This is a genomic window from Pseudomonas sp. Ost2 (genome assembly GCF_018326065.1).
GTDB classification, from domain to species: Bacteria; Pseudomonadota; Gammaproteobacteria; order Pseudomonadales; family Pseudomonadaceae; genus Aquipseudomonas; species Aquipseudomonas gingeri.
Genome location: NZ_AP021904.1, coordinates 3,288,176 through 3,308,740, shown reverse-complemented (window position 1 = coordinate 3,308,740; position 20,565 = coordinate 3,288,176). Strand labels below are relative to the sequence as shown.

Sequence of the window (20,565 nt, the reverse complement as noted above, 5' to 3'; positions counted from 1 at the left end):
CCCTACAGCGTCAGGAACAACGCCGACGTCCAGACCCGCGACTGATCGCGCTGCCGCGCACAGATGAACAAGGGATGCTCGCGGCCCGGTTCCAGTTGCAGCCCCGCCAGATCGATACGCCCTTGCAATTCGCGGGGCAGCGGCGCGGCGGTGGTCCGCTCCAGGGAAACCTTCAGTTCGGCCCCCGGCAACTCCTCGATCACCTGCGACTGGGCCAGCAGCGTTTCCCCGGACACCTGGATCAGTACCGAAGGCGCGTGCACATAAGGCTGCGGCTCGGACGGGTCGCCGACCTTGATGTAGTTGTCGATGCGACTGCGGATCTCCAGTGTCGCACCGGCCAGTTGCGACAAGTCGATTTCCAGGCTGTCGGTATCGCCGTTGGTATCGGTGCGAAAGGCCAGGACCGTCGCGTCCTTGCGCCACACCGTCTGCTCCGGATGATCGAGCCCCAGGGCGCGAAAGCCGTTGATGACCGCCCCGGTGATGCGGATTTCGCCGCTCCAGTAGGCACCCCGGTAGCGATCCTTGATCCGCGCGCCGCCCAGGCGCAGGCGAATGCGCTGGTCGGAAAAGCCCAGTTCCTGGTGCAGGTTGCGTGACCAGATCAACTGCTCGCCATCGAACAGGTCGACCTGCTCCCAGCCCGCCTCACCCAGCAGGCGGTAGTCGAGCAGCGCATCGGCCGGAGCCTTGAACACCTCGCCCATGAAGTTCTCGCCCTGGCGCAGGCTGGCAAACGAGCGCTCGCCGGTGGTGGCAAAGGTCCGCCGGGCGCGCAGCGCCTTGCCGACACTGGCACGGTCGAAACGCTCGGCGAGCACGCCGGTCAGGCCACCGCGGGAACCGAACACCGCGGTGGCCGGGACCCCGCCACCGCAGCGCCCCTGATGCTCGTCGCTGTTGGCCGCCGCACCGACCCGATAACCCCGCTGCAACGCCTCGGCATATACCCAGTGGAATTGCCCCCAGGCCGAGCCGACTTCGATCAGCCGCTCCAGCTCCGGATGGTGCCAGTCGAGGTTGCAGCGGCGCCCCCCGACATGGGGCATCATCAGGTGGCCTTCGGGGTCCTTGGCATAGGCGGCGTAGAGTTCGTCCACCGGCCAGGCGCCCGGCTTGATGGTGCCGGCGGTGAACTCGTTCCATTCGAAGGAGCGCACCAGCCGCCCCTGGTTGTCGAAGGGGAATTCAGGCTTGCGGTCGTGCAGGAACACCACGTTGCGGTCGCCTCCGGCGCAGGAGTTGCCGCACCATTCGGTCCCCGGATAGCAGACAAAGCGACCCGTTTCGTTGAGTTCGTGAATCAGCCTCACTGCCTGGTCCCAGCGCTGCTCGGTGATATTGAAGTCATTGGCGGTGTAGCCGAGCACGTCGAGCCCGGCGACATCGCGGCCGTAGCTGAGGTTGTAGAGCGTGTCATTGGTGCCCACGGTGTCATCGGAATGCACATGCAGGTCGGCATACAGCGGACGCAATGCGCTGCCGGCCGGATCGACCGTGACAAAGGCCTGGGCCCCACGAACAAAAGGGGCATGCACCGCGGCCGACAATCGCCACTCACCCACCGCCTCGAACGCCACGCCCTGCAACCGGGCAATCGCCCAGCCTTCGCTCGCCAGGCGGAACGCTTGCTGGCGCTGCTCGCCGTCCGGACCGCTCAGGGTCAGCAGGCCATCGAGCGGCAAGCCACGGCAGGTATTGCCCCAGGCATCGTCGACCCGCAGCAACACGTCGAACGCCTCACCGGCGCCGACCAGCCGCGGCACGATCAGTTGTACGCCATGGGCCGGCCCCGGGACGATATCCAGCAACGGGTCGCCCGGCACCTCGGCAAACTTCGAACTGCCCAGCGGGTCGATGAACAGGCGAAAACGGAAGTCCTTCTCGACGAAGCTCTGCACCCGCGTGCCGGCCCCGCCCTGGCGGCGATCGCCGAGGCGGATGATGACCCGGTCGCCGGGGTTCAGGTAGCCGTCGACGATATCGATGATGATCGCCTTCTGGAACGGCCGCTCGTGGCCCTTCTGGTCGAAGCGCACCTTCAGGTGCTGCACCGTGGCCCGGCTCTGGCCCGGCACCAGCTCGCCGGCCTGGTACTCGGCGCTGACGTAGTTGGGGCCGGCCGGATTCGAGGTCTGGAACAAGGCCCAGTCGGAGTAGAACTTGAAGGCCAGCTTCAGCCAGGCGCCGTCGGCCAGGCCGCTGCCGCCGACCTCGTAGACCAGGGTGATCTCGTCCCACTGGCCGGCCATCAGGGTGTTGCGGTCACAGCTGACATGACCCAGGAACGGGCGCTGCTTATTGCGTTCATACAGGCCTTGCGGGGCAATGTAATGCCCGGCTTCGCGGGGATCGAAAACGTTGTTCACATGACACCTCGTACGGGTCTTCGCGGAATCTTCAATAGGGACTGGCACGCTCTATTGCACGCGCCATTTCTGGTAGTGACGCTCGATGCGCCGGAACACGAAACTCTCCATCAGCCAGGCGATCAGGCCGATCAGCACGATGCCCAGCAGCACCTGGCTGCTGTTGCCGATCTGCCCGCCGGTGGCAACCATCCAGCCGATCCCCTGGGAGGTGCCGATCATTTCCGCCGCCACCAGCGCCCGCCAGCCCTGGCTGAAACCGATACGCAGGGCGGCCGTGACAAACGGCAGCGACGCCGGCAGGTAGACATGGGCGAGCAGTTGCCAGGGATTGGCCCCCAGGGTGCGTGCCGCGCGGACTTCGCCGCCGCGAATGCTCTGCACGCCCTCCTGGATGGTCACGGCCATGGGAAACACCGCGGCGATAAAGATCACCAGGACGATGGACACATAGCCCAGGCCGAAAATGATCATGATCAGCGGTGCCCAGGCGATGGGCGGGATCGCCATGAACAGGCTGTTGAGCGGCGATATGAAGTCGCGAAAACGCGAAGACAGACCGCCCGCCGTACCCAGCAGGACCGCGACCAGCACCGCGGCACAGAACCCGCCCAACTCTTCGAGCACACTGGCCCGCAGGTGCTGCCACAACGAACCGTCGCCCAGCCAGCGCAACGTTTCGCGGGCCACGTCCCAGGGCTGCGGCAGGATGTAGGTGGGAAAACGGCTGGCCAGGGCCACCCAGATCAACAGCAGGACGGGCAGCGAAGCCCAGCCCCAATTCGGTTTTGGCAAGGACATGACAGACTCAGCGCGAGGCTTTTTCCAGGTAGGTGGTGTCGACGATCTGCTCGGTCTTGAGCGGTGCATCGATAAAGCCCAGGTCAAGGGAGTAGTTCATCAGGCGCTGGATAAAGCGGATATCGGCGTCCTGCAGATCCGCCGACCAGCCGAGCCGGCTGCGGGCCTGGGCAACGATGGTTTCCGGGGCGATGGTGCTGCCGTCCGGGCCCTGCACCGCTTCGAGCTTGAACGCCTCGGCGATGATCCGGTTCGACTCGGCCGGATGCTCGTTGAGAAAGGCAATTGCCTTGCGATGGGCCCGTAGCAGCCTGACCACATCGTCAGGGCGTTCCTGCAGGGTTTTCGGCAAGGCGATCACCACGTACCAGGGGTATTCGGGCAAGGCCTGGTTGACATCGAACAGCACCCGGCTCGAACCGCGCAGCAGCGACTGGCTGACGAAGGGCTCCCAGGAAAAGGCCGCGTCGACGATGCCACGCTCAAGGGCGGCATTCATGTTGCCCGGCGGCATGTCGATGATGTTCAGGTCGGCATCGGGATTCAGGCCGGCCTTTTCCTTGAGCACATAGCCCCTGAGCAGCACGTCCATGCCGCTGCCCTTCTTGACCCCGGCGAGCTTCTTGCCCTTGAGTCCGGCCAGGGAGGTGATCGGGCTCTTGCTGTCGACGATCACCGCCGCCTGGCCGTAGTTGACCTTGGCCAGGATGCGGCTCTGCAAGCCGCGGGAGAACCACTGGTACACCGGGGGCGTGCCGACGTAGGCGACATCCAGCTCACCGGCCGCCAGGGCCTGCTGGATCACCGGCCCGTCACCGAGGGCCCTGAGGTCCACCGTCAGGCCTTCCTCGCGGTAGTAACCCTGCCTGTCCGCGATCAGCGCCGGCGCATTGGCCATGGCAAACACATAGCCCACCCGCAACGGCCGGCTCTCATCGGCAACGGCCGACAGACTGCCGGCCACGGCGACCACGGACAATGAAAGGGCAAGCAGGGTACGTTTGATCATTGGATCGACTCGATTTCAGGGGAGAGGGAAACAGCGGGGCAAACACGGGCCTCGGACAGCGCCATGACCTGGGAAATACGCTCCATCAGCTCATTGCGGTAATCGAGGAAAGCCGGCAGCCGACGAGTGTTGCGATTGGAGCGCGGGCGCGGCAGGTCGATCCGCAGTTCGCTGTGGATGCCGCCGGGGGCGATATTCAGGACAATCACCCGGTCCGCGAGGAACACCGCCTCGTCGATATCATGGGTAATGAACAACACCGTCTGGCCCAGTTCGGCCCAGATCCGCAGGGTTTCCTCGTTCATGCTGTTGCGACTGATCGCATCCAGCGCGGCGAAGGGTTCGTCCATCAGCAGGACCTCCGGCTCCAGCGCCAGGGTGCGGGCCAGCGAAACGCGCTGCTGCATGCCGCCGGACAACTGATGGGGCAAGCGCTGGGCGGCCTGCTCCAGGCCGACCAGGCGCAGGTACTGCATGGCCTGTTCGCGCTGCCGCGCCTCGCTGGTATCACCGGCCATGCGCAAGCCGAAGCGGACATTCTCCAGGGCGGTCAGCCAGGGAAACAGTTGCGGCGCCTGGAACACATAGCCGAGTTCCGAACGCTCCGGGTGCACCGTGGTCTGGTTCAGGCTGATCTGCCCCGCCTGCGGCCGGACAAAACCCGACAACAGGTTGAGCAAGGTGGTCTTGCCGCAGCCGGAAGGCCCGAGGATCGCGACGAACTCGCCAGGGGCGGCACTCAGGCTGAAGGAGGAAAACACCCGATGACCGTTGGGATAGCTGAAACTGATGTCATCGACCATCAGCGCCGCGGCCGACCGCGGGGCACAAGGAAAGAGTTCTGGCATGGCAAGTGTCGTCAGGTCGTTTACAATGGGAATGCCTGACATAATACGTATTAATACAAGTCATCCCAATAACCTGTTTTTATAACCTTAGAAGCGAAGTCTCGGTCCTCGCTTCTCCGGCCATGGAATCACTCAGTGTCTACGTCCATTCTTCGCGACAGCACGACCTCGCTCTACGAACAGATCGCCCACCAGCTACTCGGGGAGATCCAGCGCGGCGACTACGAACCCAGCGGCAAGCTGCCCTCGGAGGCCGAACTGGGCCAGCGCTTCGCGGTGAGTCGCGTGACCATCCGCCTGGCCGTGGGCAAACTCAGCGACGATGGCGTGGTGGAACGCAAACAGGGCAAGGGCACTTTCGTCGCGGCCAAGCAGGTGCGACATGGCCTCGATGCCCTGCGCAGCTTTCATGAAGCCCTGCTGCTGCAAGGACTGAAGCCGAGCATGCGGGTTCTCGACCATCACCTGCAGGCGGTTCCCGAGGCGTTGCGCGGGCTGTTCGGCGCGGCACAGGATTGCCTGCTGCTGGAACGCCTGCACTTTGTCGACGACGAACCCATTGCCCTGGGTCGCAGCCACCTGCCCGCCGAACTGGCAAGCGTGGTCTGGAGCGAGGTCGAGCACCGGCCGATCTACTCGATCCTCGAGTCGATCACCGGCTCGCCGGTGAGCCGTGCCGACATGGCGATCCGCGCCCAGGAGGCCGACAGGCACCTGGCCAATGCGCTGCACGTCAAACGCGGCGCGGCACTGCTGGTGATGGAGCGCACCTCGTATTTCGCCGATGGTCGCTGCTGTGACCGCACGACCTTTTTCATTCGCCCGGAGCGCTACGCGTTTGTCCTCAGCGGCGTGTTCAAGTCCAGCCCGGGCGCCTGATCACGACAACCCGCCAGGTCCGCTCCCGGGCCTGGCGACAGGCTTTCGACGGAGCCGCGCACTAAGACCCAAAAAGAATTAATAAATAAAAAATCAGTATTTATCGTTATTAAAACAACCACGTACTCTCCCCTCATACCGACACTGGAGAGTCCCCATGCATCCGACCGATACCGTTATCGACCTCGCCCGCTATCGCAAACGCAAGCAGGCGCAGCAACTGGCCCGGACCCTGTGGGAAATGTATGCACGCAATGCCGGCTACCAGGCGTTCCAGTGGGTGCAGAGCGCCCGTGCCACCGAGCCCCGTCACGCGTGAATGCGCAGGAGCCCTCGCGGTTTCTGGCGAGCGCCGACGAACCGCCGCTGGACCTGAACAACCTGCAGGCGCTTGAAGAAGATCCGATCTGCGCACGGGTCGCCCAGAACCTGCAACGCCTGCGCGGCAAGCATCATCTGTCCCTCGATGCCCTCGCCCGTCAATGCGGGGTCAGCCGGGCGATGCTGGCGCAGATCGAGTCCGGCCGCAGCGTGCCGTCGATCAAGGTACTGTGCAAGATTGCCAAGGGCCTGAAGGTATCCGTCGCGGCCTTTCTCGAACATCGTGCCTTCGAGGGCGTGGCGGTCCTGTCGGCGAACAAGAGCAAGCGCCTGGTCAGTGCCAACGGCGCCTTTGTCAGCCGCGCCCTGTTCCCGTTCGATGTCGCCCGCCAATCGGAATTCTACGAACTGCGCCTGAGCCCGCTGGGCGAGGACGAGTCCGAGGGACATGGCCCCGGAGTCCAGGAAAACCTGGTGGTGGCCCAGGGTGTACTGGAGATCAGTGTCAATGACCAACGCTACCTGCTGTCCACCGGCGACTCGATTCTGTTCTACGCCGACCAGCCGCACCGCTATCGCAACCCCGCCGACAGCGAAGCCGTGGCGTACCTGGTGGTGACCTACCCCGAACGCCTCGACTGACCCACCGGCAGCCACGAAAAAGCCCGGCGAGGATCACTCCAGCCGGGCTTTTTTTACTGCCGCGATCGATCAGCAGGTGCAGCACATCATCGGCATGCCGTTGCAGCTCATCATCATCGGCATGCTGCAGTCGTTCATCAGCTTCATCATCAGGGCGCAGCAGCTTTTCATCATGTCCATGTTCATGCCGGCCATCGGCATGATCTTGCACTGCATGCCGTCGGCCAGCATCGAGCATTCCATCACGCATTTCATCGACGGCATCGGCATGCCCATCATCGGCATCGGCATCATGCTGCCCATCATCGGCATGGCCATGGCCGCCTGGGACATGCACATCATGCTCATGTTGGCGCAATGCATCATCATCGGCATGCCGCAGTCCATCATCATCTGCATCATTTGCGCGCTGTTCTTGAACATGGCCATGTCCATGCCCGCCGCCGGCATCATCTTGCACAGCATGCCGTCGCCCATCATTTCGCAGCTCATGGTCGCCATCATCATCGGCATCCCCATGGCCGGCATCATCGGCATGGTGTTCATCGGCATTTGCATCTGCATGGCATTCATCATGGTGAAACTCCCTGATAGTTCGATAGTTGGACGAAGCTGATGGGGCGGATTCTAGGGAATGCCAGGCGCACGGCAAGACGGCGATCCAGCAGCCGGAACGGATGTCGGAGCGAGTTTTATGCTGCCCTTTGCGGGCCGATATCCGTCCTGGCGGTCATATCGCTTTCAAAGCAGACAGACAGGCAGTTTCAACGGCGGATTACCCGCTTTGGATATGCCCGTACGAGCTATTCAAATAGCCGAAGGAAATAATCAATCTAAACAGCTCGAACTTTTCCGGTTTCCTCAGCGCCGATCGGCCAGGGAACGCACCAGTCGATCCCCGAGGCTTTGCACACCCTGCACCAGAATCACCAGGACGATCACCGTGGCGACCATCACCTCGTTGTTGAAACGCTGATAGCCATAGCGGATGGCCAGGTCCCCCAGGCCGCCCCCGCCGATCACTCCGGCCATGGAGGAGAAGCCGATCAGCATCACCAGGGTCAGGGTAACGCCCGCCAGCAAGGCCGGCAGCGACTCGGGCAACAGGACCTTGAAAATCACATGGCGGATATCGCCGCCCATGGACAGGATGGCCTCGATCCGCCCCTTGTCGACCTCATCCAGGGCGTTTTCCACGATACGGGCGAAGAATGGAAAGGCGCCGATGGTGATCGGCACCACGGCGGCGGTGCTACCCAGGGTGGTGCCGACAATCAGTCGGGTCAGCGGGATCAGGGCGATCAGCATCACCACGAATGGCAACGACCGCCCGAGGTTGACCAGCGCGCTCAGGCCGCCATGCAGGCGCGGCAGCGGGTACAGGCCATGGCGACGGCTGATGAACAGCAGGACCCCGAGGGGCAGGCCGATCAACAAGGTGAAGAGCCCCGCCAGCAGCACCATGTACAGGGTCTCGCCGGTGGCGTTGAGCAACAGCTGGAAAATCTCGTTCCAATCGATGGTCCGGGTCATAACTGGGCCAACCTCAAGCGTGGGATGCGCACCTCATCGTCGAAGCGCGGCTGCGGGGCCGGTAGCAGCGAGCGCCCCAGGGCCGAGTCCGGATCGGCCAGCAAACGCGCCAGCGTACCGGACTCCAGCAGCCGTCCCTGGGCCAGGGAAGCGGCGTGGTCGCAGATCGATCGGATGACATCCAGCTCATGGGTGATCAGCACGATGGTCAGCCCCAACCGGCGATTGATATCGCGCAGCAATTCGAGAATCGACGCCGTGGTTTCCGGATCGAGGGCACTGGTGGCCTCATCCGAAAGCAGATAGGCCGGGCGTGCCGCCAGGGCCCGGGCAATGCCGACCCGCTGTTTCTGCCCGCCGGACAGTTGCGAGGGAAAGGCCTCGGCCTTGTCCGCCAGGCCCACCAGTTCCAGCAGCTCGCAAACCCGAGCCTGCCGTTCAGCCTTGCCGGTGCCGGCGATTTCCAGCGGCACGGCGATATTGTCGAAGACATTGCGCGAGTGCAGCAGGTTGAAGCCCTGGAAAATCATGCCGATACGTTGGCGCTGGCTGCGCAGGTCCCGATCGGACAGGGTCGTCAGGTCCTGGCCGTCGACCACCACGCGCCCGGCGCTGGGGCGTTCGAGCAGATTGAGGCAACGCAGCAAGGTCGACTTGCCGGCACCGCTGCGACCGACGATGCCGTAGATCGCCCCGTCGGGGATGTCCAGGGACACCCGGTCCAGTACCGGCGCCCCTTCGCCATAGCGCTTGCTCAACTGCTCGACGCGGATCATGGCTTGCGGTCCGCGACGGTCACCGGAATCACCGAGCCCGAATAGGTATCGGTGATGAATTTCGCCACCTGGGGTGAGTTGAGGTCCTTGGCCAGTTGCCTGATCCGTGGGTCATCCTGCAACTTCGGCGTCGTCACCAGGATATTCGCGTAGGGATTGTCGACGGCCTTTTCCAGGCCAAGGGCGTCCCTGGCTGGCGACAGGCCTGCCTCCAGCGCGTAGTTGCCGTTGATCACCGCCAGGTCGACATCGTCCAGGGCGCGGGGCAATTGCGGCGATTCAATCTCGAGAATCTTCAGCTGTTTCGGGTTCTCGGCAATGTCCCTGGGCGTTGCCTGGTCGGTGGCCGGGTTGTTGAAGCCGGGCTTGAGCTTGATCAGGCCGTTATCCTGCAGCAGGTACAGGGCACGACTGAGATTGGTGACATTGTTCGGCAGCGCGACGGTGCCCTTTTGCGGCACCTGGTCGAAGCTTTTATGTCGGTGCGAGTAGATTCCCAGCGGCTCGATATGCACGGTCGCCGCCACCGCGAACTTCTGGCCGAGGGCCTGTTCCTGGGAATTGAGGTACGGCAGGTGCTGGAAGTAGTTGGCGTCGACGTCGCCATGGGCCAGCAGTTCGTTGGAGTTCACGCCGTTGGGAATCTCGATGACCTTGAGGTTCAGTTGCGGATCGATTTTCTGTACATAAGCGAGGATCTGCGCGTGGGGGACCGGGTCCGCCGCCACTCGCAACGGTTCCGTGGCCAGGGCGCCGAAGGAAGCGAACAGGCCCGCCACGACCGCCAGGGTCAATCCGGTTTTTTTCGACATGCTGGTAATCCTTGAGCTGATGACAGGGTCAGGCGCTGACGGCCCTGGGGGCCAACACCTTGGGCGTGGGGGCATCGGCGTAGAAACGCCGGGCGACATCGGGGTGCGAACGCAGGCGACCCTTGAGGTAGTTCCAGCCGACATCACGCAACAACGGGTTGTCGGGATCGCTGGCCGGGCCCCGTGCCTCGCGCAGCAGCGCGGTCGGCAAGGGATACAGCGGCACCACCGCATCCAGTTGCGCACCGAGGAAGAAGGCAATCGACAGGCGCTCGCTTCCGGCCGGCGGTGACTGCACGCGATGCACCGTGGCCCGCAGATAACCGTTGGTGGCCAGTTCGAGCAATTCGCCGATATTCACCACCAGCGTGTTTTCCCGGGGCAGCGCATCGATCCAGCGGCCCTCCTCGATCTCCACTTGCAGGCCAGCCTGCCGGTCCTGCAGGAGGAAACTGAGGAACCCGGAATCCTTGTGGGCACCGACGCCCTGGTTGCTTTCGTGCGCGGTACGACCGGGGTAGCGGATCAGCTTGATATGTTCATTGGGCTTGTCGCCGTAAAGCGGATCGAACGCCCCTTCCGACAATGACAGCGCCTGGGCAAAGGCCCGCAACAGGCGCAGCGACATCCGGGTCATGGCCTGCTGCCAGTCGAGCAACAGCGGCTTGAGCTGGGGCAGCGCCGCCGGCCACAGGTTCGGCCCTTGCAGGCGGGCCCAGGTCGGCGTGTGTTCATCCAATGCCAGGGCTTCGCGTTCGGCGCCGATATCGAACTGTTCGCGCAGATCCGGTTGACCGCGGGTGATCTCCGAGGCCGCGCGGTTGTAGCCGCGAAAGTGCGGTGAATGGATCATGCCGACGGCCTGTTTGTCCGCGTCGGGCAAGGCAAAGAACTGCCGGGCATGCTCCTGGACCTGCTTGAGCAGATCGCTGTCGATGCCGTGTCCGGTCAGGTAGAAAAATCCGACATCGCGTGCGGCGTGACGCAGTGCGTCGAGAAAGTCCTGGCGCTGCCCGGCGCTGCCATCGAGCGCTGAAAGGTCCAGGAGCGGCAACGCGGTGATATCCAGCGGCTGCGGCATGGTTCACTCCCTGTGGTCTGCAAACATTCGTCCTGATATCCGACACCCCGCCGCGAAGACTTGGGCAAGGCGTTGAAATCCCGTTGCCGACAAAACTATCCGATCTTAAAAAACCGCAATAAATATCTTTTTCGCATTAGCTTAGGTTCACCCGACTTGCCCGTTGCCGGCACGGAAACGGCCTGCCGCTACCGCCCCCACCGCGTCCAAAGGCTCTGGAATGCCGGTTGTAGAGAGCGCCCGAAAAAACCACTTATTCACAAAAAGAATAAAATCATTCTTTTATATTCTTTTGTCGTTTATTCATCGTGCTGCAAGACTCGGCGCCAGAATCATCCATCAAGTGTTGAGATCACCATGAAAAAATTGACTGCCCTCACTGCCCTCACTCTCGCCGTTCTCTCGGGCCTGGCCCATGCCGACCGCCTGGAAGACATCAAGAAATCCGGCGTCCTGCGCGTCGCCTCGTTCGACAGCAACCCGCCTTTCGGCTTCATCGATGCCAAGAGCAAACAGATCGAAGGCCTGGATGTCGACTACGCCAAGGCCATTGCCGACAAGCTCGGGGTCAAGCTCCAGTTGCAACCGACCAACCCGGCCAACCGGGTGCCACTGCTGGTGGCCAACAAGGTCGACCTGGTCCTGGCCAACTTCACCATCACTCCGGAGCGCGCCCAGCAGGTCAACTTCAGCATTCCCTACTTCAGCTCCGGCCAGCAGTTCCTCATCAAGAAAGGCACCCTCAAGTCCCAGGACGAGCTGAACAAATGGCGCGTGGGCGTGGACAAGGGCACCGTCAACGAAGGCGTGCTGCGCGAGAAATTCCCGGGAGCCAAGGTGGTCGCTTATGACGACACCCCTTTCGCTTTCACCGCCCTGCGCAACGGTAACGTCCAGGCGATCACCCAGGACGGTCCGAAGCTGATCGGCCTGCTGGCCAACGTACCGGACAAGGACAAGTACGAAGTTCCACCCTTCACCATCTCCAATGACCTGATCGGCGTCGGCCTGCCCAAGGGCGAGACCGCCTTGACCGAGCTGGTCAACCAGACGCTGGTGGAGCTGGAAAGCAAGGGCCAGGCCCAGAAGATCTACGACGCCTGGTTCGGCCCGGATACCAAGACCCCGCTGGCCCGCCTGTACAAGATCGGCGACAAGAGCTGATCGCCCTCCCCGCCGTACACCCACAGCCCGCGCGGTTCTCCGCGCGGGCTCTTTGTATTCTGGATGGACACCGTGATCGATGTTTGGTGAATTGCTCGGCCCGCAATACCTGAAATGGCTGTTCGATGGATTTGTCCTGACCGTGGCGTTGTCGGCCGTGGTCTGCCTGGTCGCCACCGGGCTGGGTTTCCTGGTCTGTCTGGCGCGTCTCGGCCGCTCGCGGCTGATCGCCTGGCCGGCGCGCGCCTACCTGGCGTTGTTTCGCAATACGCCGCTGCTGGTGCAATTGTTCTTCTGGTATTTCGGCGTCAGCGCCCTGTTGCCCGAAGACCTGATGAGCTGGCTGAACCTGCCCCACGAAGCGACCGTGGCCGGCGTGGACATCAGCTGGCCGTCGTTTGAATTCATCGCCGGTTTCTGGGGACTGACCCTGTATACCTCGGCATTCATCGCCGAAGAGTTTCGGGCCGGCGTCGCTTCGGTACGCCCGCAGCAGCGCGAAGCGGGTATTGCCCTGGGCCTGCGGCCGGCCCAGGTGTGGCGTTATGTGGTACTGCCGCAAGCCTTGCGCACGGCGCTCGGTCCCTTGCTGGGGCAGTACATGAACGCACTGAAGAACTCCTCGCTGACCATGGCCATCGGCCTCGCCGAGCTGTCCTATGCCTCGCGCCAGGTGGAGACCGAGACCTTCAAGACCTTCCAGGCCTTTGGTTTCGCCACCCTGTTGTACATCCTCGGCATCGCGCTGATCGAAACGGCCGGACAATGGATCCGCCAGACCAGGCGCTATCGTCAGGGAGCGGCATGAGCCATGGACTTTTCCGTTATCAGCGACAACCTCGACTACTTCCTGATCGGCGCCTACCCGGAAGGCCCCCTCGGCGGCGCGGCGCTGACCCTGCTGCTGAGCGTGCTGTCCGGCACCGCCGCCGCGATCTTCGGCCTGGTGCTGGGCATCGCCCTGAGCACCCTCAAGGGCTGGCCGCGGGGGATACTGATCACCGTGCTGGGTTTCCTGCGGGCGATCCCGGTACTGATGCTGATCTTCTGGAGTTACTTCCTGCTGCCGATCGTCTTCCATGTGGACATACCGGCGCTGTTCACCGTGGTCTGCGCCCTGTCGCTGATCGGCGGTGCGTACCTGGCGTACTCGGTCCACGCCGGTATCCAGAGCCTGCCGGTCGGCCAGTGGGCGGCAGCCCGTGCCCTGGGCATGCGTCCCGTCCAGGTCATGCGGCTGATCATCCTGCCCCAGGCCCTGCCGATCATGCTGCCATCGTTCCTCAACCAGTGGATCTCACTGATCAAGGACACCTCGCTGGCTTATGTGATCGGCGTGGGGGAACTGTCCTTCGTGGCCACCCAGGTCAGCAACCGGGTGATGGTCCATCCCACGGAGATTTTCCTGTTCGTGGCGCTGGTCTACTTCCTGATCTGCTCCAGTCTCGATCTGCTGGCCGGTTTCGCCACCCGCAAACAGCAGGTGAAACGCAGCTGACTCGAGTGTTCCCGGAGCGCAGCCCGGGAACGATCACCCCTTGCCCTGTTGTGTAGCCGGCGACTCCCGGGCCGGCTCCTTGGGACCGATCAAGCACCAGAGCAACAGGCCCAGCAGCGGCACATAGATGATCACGACGATCCAGAGTCCCTTGGTGCCTGCCCCCTGCCCACTTCTCCAGACACTCCTGATGGCCCACAACTCGACCAGCAGCAACACCACCGCCAGGGCGATCCAGACATATTCGATTTGCATGGTTTTCCTCCCGTATGTCCTGCGTTAGGTAGGAGGCGCTGGCGAGGGTTCATTAGTTTTTTGTCCGATATCGGGCGCGTCCTGGGTATTCAGGAACTGCGTCAGCGACGCTCCCAGCTCGTCGAACACCCGTGCGATGCGCTGGACCCGCCGCATGTCCTGGTGCATGGCGATCCACACATCCACCAAAAAATCCACCTGTGCGGGCAGTACACGCACCAGGCCATGACGCCGCGCCAGCTGGCTGGAACAGACGCCGATCCCCAGTCCCGCACGCAATGCCGCCAGTTGCGCAAGGTGGTCGTCGGTGCGAATCAGCGTGCGCGCCGGCATGCAGTCGAAACCACGTTCACGCAGAAACTGCAGCTCCACCAGATTGCGATCCGGTCCGATCAGCGGGTAGTGATCCAGCTGCGCGATGCTCTGCGGAGTGCCCTGCTCGGCCAGCAGTTCGGCGGTGGCATACAGGCCGACCCGCAGGTCGCCGACCTTGCGCGTGACCACGGCGGCCTCGGTCGGACGGCGGATACGCACCGCCACATCGGCCTCCTGCCGGGACAGGGCCTGCAAGCGGTTCGACACGCTGAGCTCAACGGCCAGTTGCGGATGGGCCTGCCGCAGCGTGCGCAACATCGGCGGCAGGACCTCGACGCCCAGCAGCTTGCTGCTGGTCAGGCGCACCGTGCCACCCGTCACGTCGGCATCCGCCGACGCCGCGCGGTTGAAGGCGTTGGCCGCCATGGCCATCGCCTCGACATGGCCGATCAGGTCCTTGGCCATGTCCGTCGGCAACAGCCCGGCCGGCGAGCGGATAAACAGGCTGACACCGACGCTCTGCTCCAGCGCCTCGATCCGCCGCCGGGCGGTGGCCTGCGCGATCCCCAGCAAACGAGCCGCTCCTGACAGACTGCCGGTTCGCAATACCGCCAGAAAGGCCCGCTGGGTTTCCCACTGTAGTTGAGGCGTGTTCATACATTTCCTGTGAGCCGCTGGGCAATTTTGGCTGATTTTCTTTCGTGAGGCGCGGCCTCATGCTGGTCAAGCATATCCCACGGGGCTTATACCCCGGCGCTGATGCCTCGTCTGCAACCTGAATACTGAAGGAGTTTCCCCATGTCCCTCGCTGGCCATTGCCGCTGTCGCGCCGTGAGCTATACCCTGGCTGCCGATACTCCACTGGCGGTCTACGCCTGTCATTGCCGTGATTGCCAGACCTGGAGCGGCAGTGCCTTTGCCCTGCACGCGCTGCTGCCGGGAGATGCCCTGCACTTCAGCGGCCCGCTCGACGAATATGCCTATGACAGCAACGACGTGCACTCGCGCCACTACCTCTGCGGCGTGTGCCATACCCGCCTCTACAACACCACCAGCGCTGCACCGGGCCTGCACGTATTGCGCGCCGGCACACTGGACAACAGCCCCGCCCTGCAGCCCGTGGCGCATATCTGGGTGCAGCACAAGCAAGCCTGGCTGACGCTGCCCGAGGGCATTCCGAGTTGGCCCGACAGCCCCACGCCAGAGGCATTTGCAGCAGCGCTGAGCCAGTAACGGGCATGCCCGCCTTGTGTGGTTGAACGATCCGCAACGGGAAAGGGTGATCGAGCGGGAATAAATGGGCTGGGCCGCGTATTTCCTTGTCCAGGCAGCACGCCGCCCTTTCAGCCCTGCCAGCCCAATCCCAGCGCCTTGTGCAACGAGGCAAAGTCCTTGAGCAGTTCGCTGTCGCCACTGACGCGGTTCTGCTCGGCATCGAAGCGCGTGCGCTCGGCATTCAGCCAGTCCAGGGTACTGGCGGTGCCGGCGTCGTAGCGTTCGCGGGTCAGGCTGGCCGCACGGGCGGAGGATGCTTCGATGTCCCGGAGCAGCACCACGTTTTCACGCTGATGACCGTAACGGGCCAAAGCCACATCGGCGTCCCGCAGCGCACCGAGGACCACGCCACGGTAATGCGCGCGGGCTTCGTCGAGGCCACCTTCGGCACTGTCCACATTGGCCGCCACGCGACCGAAGTCCAGGGCATTCCAGGTCAATCGCGGGACCAGCAGCCAGGTGGCGCTGTCCTTGCGCATCAGGTGCGAAGGCTCGGCGGCGCTGAAGCTCAGATCGCCGGTCAGCGACAGCTTGGGAAACCAGTCGGCCTTTTTCTCGCCGACCTGGGCGCTGCTGGACGCCAGTTGCCGCTCGGCGACGCGGATGTCCGGGCGGGACTTGATCAGCGCCGCCGGATCGGCCACCGGCACGCTCGCGGGGATACTGGGAAGCCCGCGCGGCTGGCCGAGGCGGCTGTCCAGCTCGCCCGGCTCGAGGTCACAGAGCACCGCCAGTTGATCCAGCGACTCGATGATCTGCGCCTGCAACGGCAGGCGCTGGGCACGGGTGGTCTGCCACTGGGTGGTGACCTGTTCCAGTTGCAACTGCGAAGCCACGCCACGGCTGCGGCGCTGCTGGGTCAAGTCGACCACTTGCGCCTCCAGGCTGGCCGAGGCGTCGACCAGGGCCAGGCGGGTTTGCTGGTCGCGCAGGCCGACATAGGCCTGCACGACTTCCGCAGCCAGTTGCACCTGGGCATCGGCCAGGGACTCGGCCGACGCGTCGGCGCTGGCCGAGGCCGCCTCGATGGCGCGACGCGTACCGCCGAACATGTCCACTTCCCAGCTGGCATCGAAGTCCGTCAGGTACAACGACAGCGGCCCACGCCCGCCCCCACTCTCCTGCCCCGTCAGGCCGGACAGATCGGGGGAACGCAAGCGGACCGCGGTGGCATTGGCACTCAGCTTCGGTTGCCCGGCCGCCTGCTGGCCGTGCAACCCGGCCCGAGCCTGGCGCAGACGTGCCTGGGCGACGTGGATATCCGAACTGTCGTTGAGCGCGGTTTCCACCAGGCTGTCCAACTGCGCATCCCCGAGGGTACGCCACCAGTGGGCGACAGCCGGAGCCGTGGCGGCACCTGGATCCGCATGGGCGAAACGCCCGGCCGCCTGGGTCTTTTCCGCCACCGCGGGCGCACCGTGGTAATCGGGGCCGACGGTGCAACCGGCAAGCAGGCCCATGACCAGGGCCGAAATCAGGGTTTTGTCGATCATCGTGCGGGGCTCACCGGAAGAGGTGGTTTCTTGAGGAAAAGGGCCAGGGGAATACACAGCGCCAAGGCGATACCCAGCAGGTAGAAACAGTCGCTGAAGGTGATCACCGAGGCTTGCAGGGCAATATCGCGACTCAACTGGCCGACCGTCTGCACTTGCGCCAGGGCCTGGTCACCGGTCTGGCCCATGAACGCCGCGGCCTGTGCCGCCATATGGTCCTGGCCCAGGGTGCTGTTGGCCGTCAGCGATTCGCGGATCATCGCGTCGTGATAGCTGTTGCGCCGATCGATCAGCACACCGGTCAGGGCCAGGCCGATGGAGCCACCGATATTGCGCGACATGTTGTAGAGCCCGGCCGCCTCGCCCTTTTCGTGGACCTGCACCGCCGCCATGCTGAGCTGGTTGAGCGGCATCATCGCCAGTATCTGGGCGAAACCGCGTACCAGTTGCGACGCATCGAAATCATGACCGACGCTGTCGGCCGTCAGGTTCAGGCTCATCATGCAACTGATCACGAACAGCACCAGGCCGGTGCCGACCAGCCAGCGACTGTCATACCGCTGCATCAGCCGGGGCAGGAACGGCATCAGCAGAAAGGCCGGTATGCCGGACAGCAGCATGATCGAGCCGGACTGCTGGGCGTTGTAGCCGGAGATGCTGCCGAGAAACTGCGGCAACAGGTAGGAAACGCCATAGACCGCCGCCCCCACCGTCGACACGATCAGGATCACGCTGGCATAACGCGGGTTGCGCATCAGTTCGAGCTTGACGATCGGCTTGGCCGCACTGAACTGGCCGAAGGCGACCAGGACAAAGCCCAGCAGCATCAGCAGGCTCAGGCCGACGATCAACGAGGACTCGAACCAGTGTTCACGCTGGCCCTCCTCGAGGATCACCGTCAGCGCGCTCAAGCCCAGGGCCAGGCCGAGAATACCCAGCCAGTCGGCCTTGATGAACTGCTGGAAGTCGGCTTTTTCCGGGCGGATGCCGGTCCACAGCAAGGTGACCAGGGCCAGGCTGATGGGCAGGTTGAGAAAAAAGCACCAGCGCCAGCTGGCGTTCTCGGTCAGCCAGCCACCGAGCACCGGCCCCAGCAACGGTCCCAGCAGTACGATCAGGCCGAACATGGACATGCCGATCGCCATCTGGTGCCTGGGCAGGCGCGTACCGATGATGGTCTGCGCCGTGGGAATCATCGCGCCCCCGGCAAAGCCCTGGCCGACGCGCGCGAGAATCATGCCCGTGAGGCTGGTGGACATGCCGCAGAAAAATGAAAACAGCGTGAAGGTCATCGCCGTGCCCATGAGGAACCGGCGCAGGCCAAAGACCCGGGTCAACCAGGCCGCCAGCGGGATCATGACGATCTCCGACATCAGGTAGCCGGTGGAGATCCAGGTGCCCTCCGTGCCCGAGGCACCGATCTGGCCCTGGATCTGCGGCAGGGCCGAGTTGGTGATGGAAATATCCAGCGTGGCCAGCAAGGCGCCCAGGGCACCGGCTGCGACCGCGATCCAGTCGGTCACCGAGGCATTGGCCTCCAGGGCCGGCTCGGGCGTGGCCGCGACCGTCGCGCTGTCAGCCATGGTGGCGGGTGTCCACGTCGACGGTCACCGACAGGCCCGGCATCAGCACGGCACGCGCCGAATCCGGGACATCCATCTGGATCCGCACCGGGACCCGCTGCACGATCTTGGTGAAGTTGCCCGTGGCGTTCTGTGCCGGCAACAGCGCGAACTGCGAACCGGTGCCGGGCGAAAGACTGTCGATATGACCGCTCAGGTCTTCGCCACCCAGGGCGTCAACGTGAACCGTGACCGCCTGGCCGGGTTGCATATGGTGAATCTGGGTTTCCTTGAAATTGGCCGTCAGGTACAGCGCCTGCACCGGCACCACGGTCAGCAGGCGCGTACCGGGCTGGGTGAACTGACCGACCCGTACACTGCGATCGGCCACCCGGCCGGACAGGGTGCTGACGACGGTGGTGTCATCCAGGTCCAGCTGCGATTGCCGGGCACTGGCCTGGGCCACCGCCAGTTGGGCGCGGGTCTGCTGCAACTGCGCCTTGAGTGTTCCGATGCGGGTTTCGGCCGCCTGCAACGAGGCCTGGTGCGCGACCAGGCCGGTGCTGGCCTGGGCCAGTTGATTGTTGAGATCGGCCAGGTGCTCTTCGGTCTCGGCCCCGGAGCGGGCCAATGGCGCATAGCGCTTGACCTGGGTCTGGGCGTGTCGCAGGTCGGCGTTGGCACCCTCGAGCTGGGCACGGACCTGGGCAATGCTCGCCGCCTGCTCCACCAGTTCGGCCTCGGCCCTGGCCACATCGGCCTGACGCGAGGCCACGGTGGCCTGGGCCTCGTCCAGCGCCGCCTGATACTTGCGGTTGTCCAGGCGTACCAGCGGCTGGCCGACGCTGACGGTTTCGTTGTCGCTGACCAGTACCTGGGCGACATAACCGCCGACCTTGGGCGCCACGGTCATGCTGTCGGCCTGCAGGTAAGCGTCATCGGTGGTTTCGACAAAACGCCCGCTGAACCACCAGTGCGCGCCCCAGCCGAGCAGCGCCGCCACCGCGAGCACAGCGAGTCCGATCAAGGCCCGTGGTGGCTTGGCCCGGCGCCCGGGAGGATTGTTTTCAGACACGGGTTCGAGGCGGTCAAGCTGACCGATAGGTTGATCGACGGACATGCCGCGCTCCAAAATATTCCAGTTGGTAAAAAATGCGGCGATGGCGAATTTATGTCAAGTGATATAATTTGTCCGGGCACTCTTTTTTCAGGCGTACCCATGGCACGACATCGACCAGCAAAGGAAGGCGGCTACCAGCGCGGGGAAGACACCCGCCTGCGGATTATCGAGGCCGCCGTGGACCAGTTCGCCACCCACGGCTTCGAAAGCGCATCGACGCGCCAGATCGCAGCGGCCGCGGGGGTCAATGCGCCGGCGTTGCAATACTATTTCGACAACAAGGAAGGGGTTTACCTGGCGTGCGTCGAGCACATCCTCGCGCAGCTCTGGGCACAACTGACGGACGAGGTTTCGGCCGCCGAGGAAGCGCTGGAAGATCCCCACGCCGACGACCGTACCTTGATCGAGCGTTACCTGGATGTTCTCGGCGTCTTCCTGTCGTTCATTCTCGAGACCCCGGAATCCGCCGACTGGCGTCGCTTCATGGCCTGCGAGCAGGCCGGCATGGGCCCGCCGTCGGCCGCCACGCTGATGGAGCAAGGCCTCAACCAGCGCCTCTCGCACGTTACCCGCTCCATCGTCGCCCGCCTGACCGGGCGACCCGTCGATGACGAAATCACGATAATCCGGACGATGGCCTTCAACAGCCAGAGCATCGTCTTTCGCGTGAAGCGGGCGCCCATTCTGCGGGCCCTGGGTTGGGACACCATCGACCAGCAACGCATGGAAACCGTGCGCGAGGTGATGCTTTCACAGAATCGCCTGACGCTGCTGGCACTGGTCCACGAGCGCGACGCGCTGGAGTGATC

General features: G+C 63.8%; 22 protein-coding genes. 8 read left to right on the top strand and 14 right to left on the bottom strand.

Annotated features, from left to right (window positions below):
• Positions 1-2: 2 nt before the first annotated feature.
• Genes KI243_RS14685 through KI243_RS14670 form a run of 4 tightly spaced genes read right to left on the bottom strand, consistent with a single transcriptional unit; the run spans position 3 to position 5,030 of the window.
• Positions 3-2,372 (bottom strand): hypothetical protein, encoded by a 2,370-nt coding sequence (locus KI243_RS14685; protein WP_212811067.1) that lies wholly within the window; start codon positions 2,370-2,372, stop codon positions 3-5.
• Positions 2,373-2,423: 51 nt separating this feature from the next.
• On the bottom strand, positions 2,424-3,173 hold the full coding sequence (locus KI243_RS14680; RefSeq protein WP_212811066.1) for an ABC transporter permease: 750 nt from the start codon (positions 3,171-3,173) through the stop codon (positions 2,424-2,426).
• A 7-nt stretch (positions 3,174-3,180) separates the two neighbouring features.
• Complete coding sequence (locus tag KI243_RS14675) at positions 3,181-4,182, bottom strand: ABC transporter substrate-binding protein (protein WP_017127433.1); 1,002 nt, start codon at positions 4,180-4,182, stop codon at positions 3,181-3,183.
• On the bottom strand, positions 4,179-5,030 hold the full coding sequence (locus tag KI243_RS14670; RefSeq protein ID WP_017127434.1) for an ABC transporter ATP-binding protein: 852 nt from the start codon (positions 5,028-5,030) through the stop codon (positions 4,179-4,181). Before KI243_RS14670 ends, KI243_RS14675 begins: the two co-directional genes overlap by 4 nt.
• A 135-nt stretch (positions 5,031-5,165) precedes the next feature.
• On the opposite strand from KI243_RS14670, the gene KI243_RS14665 reads away from it, so the two are divergent.
• The 3 genes from KI243_RS14665 to KI243_RS14655 all read left to right on the top strand — a co-directional run bounded on the left by KI243_RS14665 (position 5,166) and on the right by KI243_RS14655 (position 6,872).
• Positions 5,166-5,909, top strand: coding sequence for a GntR family transcriptional regulator (locus KI243_RS14665; protein WP_017127435.1), 744 nt, complete (start codon positions 5,166-5,168; stop codon positions 5,907-5,909).
• Between the two features lie 157 nt (positions 5,910-6,066).
• Positions 6,067-6,228, top strand: a complete 162-nt coding sequence (locus KI243_RS14660; protein ID WP_177082183.1) for a hypothetical protein — start codon at positions 6,067-6,069, stop codon at positions 6,226-6,228.
• Between the two features lie 53 nt (positions 6,229-6,281).
• On the top strand, positions 6,282-6,872 hold the full coding sequence (locus KI243_RS14655) for an XRE family transcriptional regulator (RefSeq protein WP_167331648.1): 591 nt from the start codon (positions 6,282-6,284) through the stop codon (positions 6,870-6,872).
• Positions 6,873-6,941: 69 nt separating this feature from the next.
• Here the strand turns inward: KI243_RS14655 and KI243_RS14650 are convergent, their stop codons facing one another.
• The 5 genes from KI243_RS14650 to KI243_RS14630 all read right to left on the bottom strand — a co-directional run bounded on the left by KI243_RS14650 (position 6,942) and on the right by KI243_RS14630 (position 11,074).
• Positions 6,942-7,448, bottom strand: coding sequence for a hypothetical protein (locus KI243_RS14650; protein ID WP_083875397.1), 507 nt, complete (start codon positions 7,446-7,448; stop codon positions 6,942-6,944).
• A gap of 285 nt (positions 7,449-7,733) precedes the next feature.
• Positions 7,734-8,405: a methionine ABC transporter permease gene (locus tag KI243_RS14645; protein WP_212811065.1), complete on the bottom strand. Its 672-nt coding sequence runs from the start codon at positions 8,403-8,405 to the stop codon at positions 7,734-7,736.
• Positions 8,402-9,181, bottom strand: a complete 780-nt coding sequence (locus KI243_RS14640) for an ATP-binding cassette domain-containing protein (RefSeq protein ID WP_017127438.1) — start codon at positions 9,179-9,181, stop codon at positions 8,402-8,404. The genes KI243_RS14645 and KI243_RS14640 overlap by 4 nt, the downstream gene beginning before the upstream one ends.
• Complete coding sequence (locus tag KI243_RS14635; protein WP_017127439.1) at positions 9,178-9,993, bottom strand: MetQ/NlpA family ABC transporter substrate-binding protein; 816 nt, start codon at positions 9,991-9,993, stop codon at positions 9,178-9,180. The genes KI243_RS14640 and KI243_RS14635 overlap by 4 nt, the downstream gene beginning before the upstream one ends.
• Positions 9,994-10,021: 28 nt before the next feature.
• Positions 10,022-11,074 (bottom strand): isopenicillin N synthase family oxygenase, encoded by a 1,053-nt coding sequence (locus tag KI243_RS14630; RefSeq protein WP_212811064.1) that lies wholly within the window; start codon positions 11,072-11,074, stop codon positions 10,022-10,024.
• 357 nt (positions 11,075-11,431) lie between these two features.
• On the opposite strand from KI243_RS14630, the gene KI243_RS14625 reads away from it, so the two are divergent.
• From KI243_RS14625 to KI243_RS14615, 3 genes are all read left to right on the top strand, one after another.
• Positions 11,432-12,238 (top strand): ABC transporter substrate-binding protein, encoded by an 807-nt coding sequence (locus KI243_RS14625; protein ID WP_017127441.1) that lies wholly within the window; start codon positions 11,432-11,434, stop codon positions 12,236-12,238.
• Between the two features lie 79 nt (positions 12,239-12,317).
• The gene (locus KI243_RS14620; protein WP_017127442.1) at positions 12,318-13,046 is read left to right on the top strand and encodes an amino acid ABC transporter permease; all 729 of its coding nucleotides are present in this window, start codon (positions 12,318-12,320) and stop codon (positions 13,044-13,046) included.
• A 3-nt stretch (positions 13,047-13,049) separates the two neighbouring features.
• Entirely contained in the window at positions 13,050-13,736 is a 687-nt protein-coding gene (locus tag KI243_RS14615) for an amino acid ABC transporter permease (protein WP_017127443.1), read from the top strand.
• Positions 13,737-13,769: 33 nt separating this feature from the next.
• Here KI243_RS14615 and KI243_RS14610 read toward each other — a convergent pair whose 3' ends face one another.
• Together KI243_RS14610 and KI243_RS14605 are read right to left on the bottom strand one after the other, a co-directional pair.
• A complete protein-coding gene (locus KI243_RS14610; protein WP_017127444.1) occupies positions 13,770-13,991 on the bottom strand; it encodes a hypothetical protein in 222 nt (73 codons plus the stop codon).
• A 24-nt stretch (positions 13,992-14,015) separates the two neighbouring features.
• Positions 14,016-14,963, bottom strand: coding sequence for a LysR family transcriptional regulator (locus KI243_RS14605; protein WP_017127445.1), 948 nt, complete (start codon positions 14,961-14,963; stop codon positions 14,016-14,018).
• A 141-nt stretch (positions 14,964-15,104) separates the two neighbouring features.
• On the opposite strand from KI243_RS14605, the gene KI243_RS14600 reads away from it, so the two are divergent.
• Complete coding sequence (locus KI243_RS14600; protein WP_212811063.1) at positions 15,105-15,539, top strand: GFA family protein; 435 nt, start codon at positions 15,105-15,107, stop codon at positions 15,537-15,539.
• A gap of 110 nt (positions 15,540-15,649) precedes the next feature.
• On the opposite strand, the gene KI243_RS14595 is transcribed toward KI243_RS14600, so the two are convergent.
• Genes KI243_RS14595 through KI243_RS14585 form a run of 3 tightly spaced genes read right to left on the bottom strand, consistent with a single transcriptional unit; the run spans position 15,650 to position 19,756 of the window.
• Positions 15,650-17,074 carry an efflux transporter outer membrane subunit gene (locus tag KI243_RS14595; protein ID WP_212811062.1) on the bottom strand — a complete coding sequence of 475 codons (1,425 nt, stop codon included), beginning with the start codon at positions 17,072-17,074 and terminating at the stop codon, positions 15,650-15,652.
• The gene (locus KI243_RS14590) at positions 17,071-18,657 is read right to left on the bottom strand and encodes an MDR family MFS transporter (RefSeq protein ID WP_177107744.1); all 1,587 of its coding nucleotides are present in this window, start codon (positions 18,655-18,657) and stop codon (positions 17,071-17,073) included. Before KI243_RS14590 ends, KI243_RS14595 begins: the two co-directional genes overlap by 4 nt.
• Entirely contained in the window at positions 18,650-19,756 is a 1,107-nt protein-coding gene (locus tag KI243_RS14585) for an HlyD family secretion protein (protein WP_103032554.1), read from the bottom strand. The genes KI243_RS14590 and KI243_RS14585 overlap by 8 nt, the downstream gene beginning before the upstream one ends.
• Positions 19,757-19,855: 99 nt before the next feature.
• On the opposite strand from KI243_RS14585, the gene KI243_RS14580 reads away from it, so the two are divergent.
• Positions 19,856-20,563, top strand: a complete 708-nt coding sequence (locus tag KI243_RS14580; protein WP_017127449.1) for a CerR family C-terminal domain-containing protein — start codon at positions 19,856-19,858, stop codon at positions 20,561-20,563.
• The last annotated feature ends 2 nt before the right edge of the window (positions 20,564-20,565 follow it).